The organism is Chamaesiphon sp. GL140_3_metabinner_50 (assembly GCF_025361915.1).
GTDB lineage: Bacteria > Cyanobacteriota > Cyanobacteriia > Cyanobacteriales > Chamaesiphonaceae > Chamaesiphon.
This window is the reverse complement of record NZ_JANYJC010000153.1, coordinates 1-5,243: the sequence shown is the minus strand read 5'-3', so window position 1 is coordinate 5,243 and position 5,243 is coordinate 1. Positions and strand designations below refer to the sequence as shown.

At 44.7% G+C, this 5,243-nt stretch carries 7 protein-coding genes and 1 riboswitch; of the genes, 3 read left to right on the top strand and 4 right to left on the bottom strand.

Annotation, left to right across the window (positions count from 1 at the left end; translation table 11 throughout):
• Positions 1 to 118: 118 nt before the first annotated feature.
• The gene (locus tag Q0R35_RS08080; RefSeq protein ID WP_366944845.1) at positions 119 to 847 is read right to left on the bottom strand and encodes an urea amidolyase associated protein UAAP1; all 729 of its coding nucleotides are present in this window, start codon (positions 845 to 847) and stop codon (positions 119 to 121) included.
• A gap of 88 nt (positions 848 to 935) precedes the next feature.
• Positions 936 to 1,056: riboswitch (guanidine-I (ykkC/yxkD leader) on the bottom strand.
• Positions 1,057 to 1,249: 193 nt separating this feature from the next.
• Positions 1,250 to 1,540, bottom strand: a complete 291-nt coding sequence (locus Q0R35_RS08075) for a hypothetical protein (protein WP_295615861.1) — start codon at positions 1,538 to 1,540, stop codon at positions 1,250 to 1,252.
• A gap of 13 nt (positions 1,541 to 1,553) precedes the next feature.
• Here Q0R35_RS08075 and Q0R35_RS08070 point away from each other — a divergent pair, with 13 nt between their 5' ends.
• The 3 genes from Q0R35_RS08070 to Q0R35_RS08060 all read left to right on the top strand — a co-directional run bounded on the left by Q0R35_RS08070 (position 1,554) and on the right by Q0R35_RS08060 (position 4,202).
• Positions 1,554 to 2,456, top strand: a complete 903-nt coding sequence (locus Q0R35_RS08070; RefSeq protein WP_366944843.1) for an ABC transporter substrate-binding protein — start codon at positions 1,554 to 1,556, stop codon at positions 2,454 to 2,456.
• Complete coding sequence (locus Q0R35_RS08065; RefSeq protein ID WP_295615852.1) at positions 2,434 to 3,288, top strand: ABC transporter permease; 855 nt, start codon at positions 2,434 to 2,436, stop codon at positions 3,286 to 3,288. Before Q0R35_RS08070 ends, Q0R35_RS08065 begins: the two co-directional genes overlap by 23 nt.
• Positions 3,289 to 3,422: 134 nt before the next feature.
• Entirely contained in the window at positions 3,423 to 4,202 is a 780-nt protein-coding gene (locus tag Q0R35_RS08060) for an ABC transporter ATP-binding protein (protein ID WP_295615849.1), read from the top strand.
• Here Q0R35_RS08060 and Q0R35_RS08055 read toward each other — a convergent pair.
• A complete protein-coding gene (locus tag Q0R35_RS08055) occupies positions 4,199 to 4,615 on the bottom strand; it encodes a glutamyl-tRNA amidotransferase (protein ID WP_366944844.1) in 417 nt (138 codons plus the stop codon). The genes Q0R35_RS08060 and Q0R35_RS08055 overlap by 4 nt on opposite strands.
• A gap of 110 nt (positions 4,616 to 4,725) precedes the next feature.
• Positions 4,726 to 5,079 (bottom strand): hypothetical protein, encoded by a 354-nt coding sequence (locus tag Q0R35_RS08050; RefSeq protein WP_295615843.1) that lies wholly within the window; start codon positions 5,077 to 5,079, stop codon positions 4,726 to 4,728.
• Between the last annotated feature and the right edge of the window lie 164 nt (positions 5,080 to 5,243).

Genomic DNA, 5,243 nt, shown 5'->3' with positions numbered 1-5,243 from the left:
CTCCCTCCCCTTTATAAGGGGAGGGCTTTTCTTGCTCCCTCCCCTTTATAAGGGGAGGGCTGGGGTGGGGTAAAGATCTACGCAACAATCCAAATAACTCGTATTAGTGAAAAATTGATTAATCCTGTACAAATAACGCATCGGTATTGATAAATCCGCGCACGACTTCAGGATTTGCCGTCCGACACAGATCGTCAGGTGCTGGTGGTGGCGATTTCCAGATCGTTAATTGAATTGGCTGCGGCTTATACTCCGTACTGGGATGTAGAACATGGGGACAATTAGATACGATCGCCAGAACATTCATTTCCGCACGCAAATCGATATAACTACCCGCTTTTTCGCAGGTGCGATCGTATTGTAAATAGCCATCGGGCGATACAGCTACACGACTGAATAGATTGATATTCGGCATCAAATCCTTCCGAGTTAAACCCCGTTTGCCCAAGGCTTTGAGAAAATTATTGCGCGAGTTGTTGAAGTCGCCGTCGCCATAATTTACCTCATTACTCGTTCTGTTACTACAGCCACAGATTAAGTCATGACAGCCGGATGTATCGCTAGTAATCGAGCACAAGATTCTGCCCATATCCGAGTACAGCACCATCCCTTGTTTGAGGAAGGCATTGAACTGAATTTTGGCTGTGTCGGCAACATTCAACCGTTCGATCGGATTGTCGGCATTGTAGCAAGCCAGAGCCACCCCATGCGAACCAGCTAAGTCAGTAATGCGAAGCGTGTTGCCCCGCTTAATAATGCCGTGCCAGTAGTCGCCACCGGGTAGCTTTTCATCGAGTAGCACTAAGCTGGGATCGATGTCGGGATGTAAGGCTAGAGTAGTATTCATCGTCAGTTCTCTAGATTGGGTGTGTAATTGGGTCACAGGTGGAAAAATATCCACAGCCGAGGAAATACCACAGCTTATGCTGAAGTGGTTCTCCCGGGCTTTTATCCCGCCGTGTGACCGAATTATTGGTGTTTATTCACACCCAATCGGCTGCTTCTCTCGGACCAGTCATCGAGGATGTCTCGACCGGAACCCTAGAAGCGATCCTGACTTATGTTTTGATAATTTTGGCAACTTTTTTAGCCAACTTGGATAAATCATAGCAGATCGAATTCAAAAAGTGAACAAGTTCCGCATATTCTCTCAGCTACCAAATAAAAGTATCTGATAATACCTTCGATCGGCTAAGATTAGTTGTTTGCGATCGCCAAACCAATAAAATATTGTATGCTTAGATACAATTTATCGATCGGCAATGCTGGTAGTTTGATTCTCCAGGCTAACTAGCTCGCCAAAGATCGAACATTCAGCAAATTGACTTAGGCAATTTGAGCCGCCAATTTTTAGATAAATTTCAAACAAATCAGTGAGGATTTTCATGCAGCATCGATCTTTATTATCAACTTGTCTATTATTTACATCAGCTATATTTCTGACGGTTAGCTGTAGTAATCCAGGGGCAAGTAATAAACCTGCGACGGATTCTGCTTCCCCTGCTCCATCTGCATCTAGTGTTGCAACTACTGATGTCAAAGCAAATGTTAGAATGGGTTTTAGTGCTTGGCCGGGATACTTTCCCTGGCAAGTTTCCCAAGAACAAAAAATCTTTGAAGCTAATAAAGCAGTAGTAGATTTAAAATGGTTTGATGGCTATTTAGATTCGATTTCTGCTCTGAATGCCGGGAAGCTAGATACTAATAATCAAACATTAGGAGATACGGTCGCTTCAGTTGCTGGCGGTGCGGATTTGGTAGTGGTAATGACCAATGATAACTCTACAGGTAATGATAAAGTCATTGTCAATAAAAGCATCAAGTCAGTTGCCGACCTTAAAGGTAAAAAAGTTGCCGCCGAGGAAGGAACAGTAGATCACTTTTTATTATTACAGGGTTTAAAGAAAGCTGGGATGACGGCCAAAGATATTAAGTTTGTACCGCTGGAAACTGGCAAAGCTGCGGCGGCTTTTGCTGCTGGACAAGTAGATGCAGTTGCTGTATTTGCACCTTTCACAACTCAAGCTCTTAAATTGCCAGGAAGTAGGGAGCTATTTAGCTCTAAAGATTTCCCTGGCGCGATTTCCGATCACTTAGTTTTTACTAGGAAATTTGTTAACGAACACCCTGAAAAAGTCCAAGCCATTGTTGATAGTTGGTTTGCTACTCTAGATTATATTAAAGCCAATCCCGATGCTGCTAATAAAATTATGGTCAAACGGGCAGGAGTTAGCGATGTTGACTATAAAGAATACGCACAAGGAACCAAGATTTTTACTGTTGAAGAAAACCTCAAAGCTCTTCAGGCTGGTAATGATATGAATTCGCTACCTTATGCAGCCGCAAAGATGAGTGAATTTTTAAGTGAAGCAGGATTTGCGAAGACGAAACCAGATTTAACTAAAATATTTGATGATAGATTTGTCAAAGCTTATGCCGCAAAAACCAAAAAGTAATCTCCAAGACTCATCAACTCAACCAAATCGCTCATCCTTGCGTCCGTCGGTATTTTGGCAGCTAGCAGAAGACATTCCGCCGCGACTAAATTGGGTACTCAGTGGTATTTCACTCGGTTTACCACTGATATTATGGTGGGGGATAACAACTTTTGGCTCGATCGATCCGAAGTTTCTGCCTTCCCCCTCGGCTGTGATAATTGCGGCACAGCGGCTGTGGGGAGCAGGAGAATTACAACAAGATACGATCGCCAGTTTGTGGCGGGTGGGTGTTAGCTTTTTGTTGTCTGCTGCATTAGCTATTCCCGTGGGCATTCTCATGGGCAGCTTTGCGAGTATTCGGGCGTTGTTAGAGCCATTATTTGGTTTGATGCGATATATGCCCGCACCTGCTTTTATTCCGTTACTAATTCTCTATCAAGGTATTGACGAAGCACCAAAACTCAGTCTGATTTTTATCGGTACATTTTTCTTTAATGCGCTGATGGTGATGGATACGGTTAAGTTTGTATCTAAAGATTTAATCGAAGCAACTTATATTCTCGGTGGAAATCGCTTGCAGACGCTAGCGATGGTGATCTTTCCCCATGTTATTCCAGGTATCCTCGATACTTGTCGGATTAATTTGGCTTCTGCATGGCAATTGGTTATTGTCGCCGAACTGATTGCCGCTACAGAAGGATTAGGGCGAAGAATTAGCGTGGCTGGTAGATTTTTAAGAACTGATGAAATTTTTGTGGGACTTATTGTTATTGGCGCGATCGGACTAATTCTAGATCTATTATTTCAATATGTCATTAGAGTTTGCTTTAAATGGTCTAACAATAATTAACGATCGCCCAGAGCAATTCCCTCCCAAATTTAGGTCATTCTACTGTCACCATAAACTAGTTATTTAATGCTATAATCTGTCGATATCCTCGGAATTCACTACCTAAAATTCAAATTATCACCAGCGAAAATTAGATGTTTGTACAAATCGATAATCTATCTAAACAGTTCGATACTCAAAATGGAAATATAACAGTACTCAAAAACATCAATATCAACATCGCTGAGGGTGAATTTGTTTGTGTAGTGGGTGCCTCTGGTTCGGGAAAATCTACCCTCTTGCGTCAAATTGCGGGACTCGATACGCCGAGCAGTGGCGAGATTCGGATTGGTGGCGTACCTGTGAAAGGGCCGAGTCCCGATCGCGGTATGGTATTTCAGAACTATACTCTGTATCCGTGGATGAATGTCCAAGAAAATACCGAGTTTGGACTCAAACTTCAGGGCGTAGCCAAGCGAGAACGACGAGAACGCGCTAGTTATTATCTCGATGTTGTCGGTTTGAGTGATTTCGCCCGCTCTTTACCCAACCAATTGTCTGGCGGGATGAAACAACGAGTTGCGATCGCGCGTGCCCTAGTATGCGAACCTAAAATATTATTGATGGACGAACCATTTGGAGCCTTAGATATTCATACCAAAGAATCGATGCACGAATTTATTATCGATCTCTGGCAACGTACCAAAATTACGATTCTTTCCATTACTCACGATGTAGAAGAGGCAGTATTTCTCTCTAATCGGATTTTCGTACTTAGTTCTCGTCCTGGTACAGTTAAAAAAGAGCTGACGATTAATTTAGCCGAGCGCGGTGCTGATGCCAAACGTCACGCTATTTTTCAAGATTATCGCGATGAATTGATGGGTTTACTCCGTCAATATGGAGCGGAGGGCTTAGTCGCAGCAAAAATTTAGAATGCGGATCGCGGTTGTGTAGCGGTACTTTCAACCGATTTGGTGTAATTTCGCCAGCCACCAAAGTGGGTGATTTCCAGTTGTCCCTCACATAAAAACGGTTCGCCCAGCACGCCCAAAACTTCACGATTATCTGCCAATTTAATTTTGCCAATGCACAATCCAGCGGGTTCTTGCTGGAGGATTTGAGCTAATCCAGCTAGTGGTAACGACCAGATTTCAAGGTCGATCGATCTTCCGCCATCATTTACCCTTATCATTGCTGGATGACGATCGCCGATCGACCACAAGCGGTAGATTGGAGCGGTTGTAGTTGCATAACAGAACTCGGCACCCACCTGTTGTAAGTTACCATTTAGCTCTAAACCCAGCATCAAGGTGCCATTAACAGCCAGTTCGCAAGTATCTAACATATAGGGGATAGGGGATAGTGAATAGTGGGTAGTGAATAGTGAATTCGGACGCTTGCGTCCTTTTGTCTCGCCATACTCGCCATACTCGCCACACTCCCCAAACGGGGCATTCACGCGAGAATACAGCCGCAGCGGGGGTGGAGATCGATCGTGAGGATGGTAGGGTCGCGATTTAAATCTAGTTTTGCGGTGCCAAAGAGTTGGCTGGGGGAGTGAGTTGAGGCTAGATTTGCTAGTGCTAGGTTGATTTTAACGGCTGCGGGGCCGACATTGACGGCGACGAGGATTTCTGTCGATCTCCAGGTGCGAACGAAGACGTCATCGATTTTCCTAGTGGGGGCAGAACCCGGATCTGGGGGTTCCGACCCCCAGCCCCCCCGTGCCAGAGGCGGAACGCCGCCCCTCAAACTCCCCTGCGTAAGGATTGGTTGGTTGGGATCGGGGTGGGTGTTTCTACATTCCAAGTATGGCTGCGATGCGGGGTTTATCGATCGGCAATATTTGAAAGTAAAAATACTCAGCACCACTAAATTCACCTACACTCCTTACTCTCCCATCTCCCATCTCCCATCTCCGAACTCCCATCTCCCAAAAACATCCCCCGTTGGGAATAGAACCAAAACCCCGT

Coding starts and splice junctions, on each gene's coding strand:
- Q0R35_RS08055 (WP_366944844.1), bottom strand. CDS start 4,615: ATGTTAGATACTTGCGAACTGGCTGTTAATGGCACCTTGATGCTGGGT.
- Q0R35_RS08080 (WP_366944845.1), bottom strand. CDS start 847: ATGAATACTACTCTAGCCTTACATCCCGACATCGATCCCAGCTTAGTG.
- Q0R35_RS08070 (WP_366944843.1), top strand. CDS start 1,554: ATGGGTTTTAGTGCTTGGCCGGGATACTTTCCCTGGCAAGTTTCCCAA.
- Q0R35_RS08060 (WP_295615849.1), top strand. CDS start 3,423: ATGTTTGTACAAATCGATAATCTATCTAAACAGTTCGATACTCAAAAT.
- Q0R35_RS08065 (WP_295615852.1), top strand. CDS start 2,434: ATGCCGCAAAAACCAAAAAGTAATCTCCAAGACTCATCAACTCAACCA.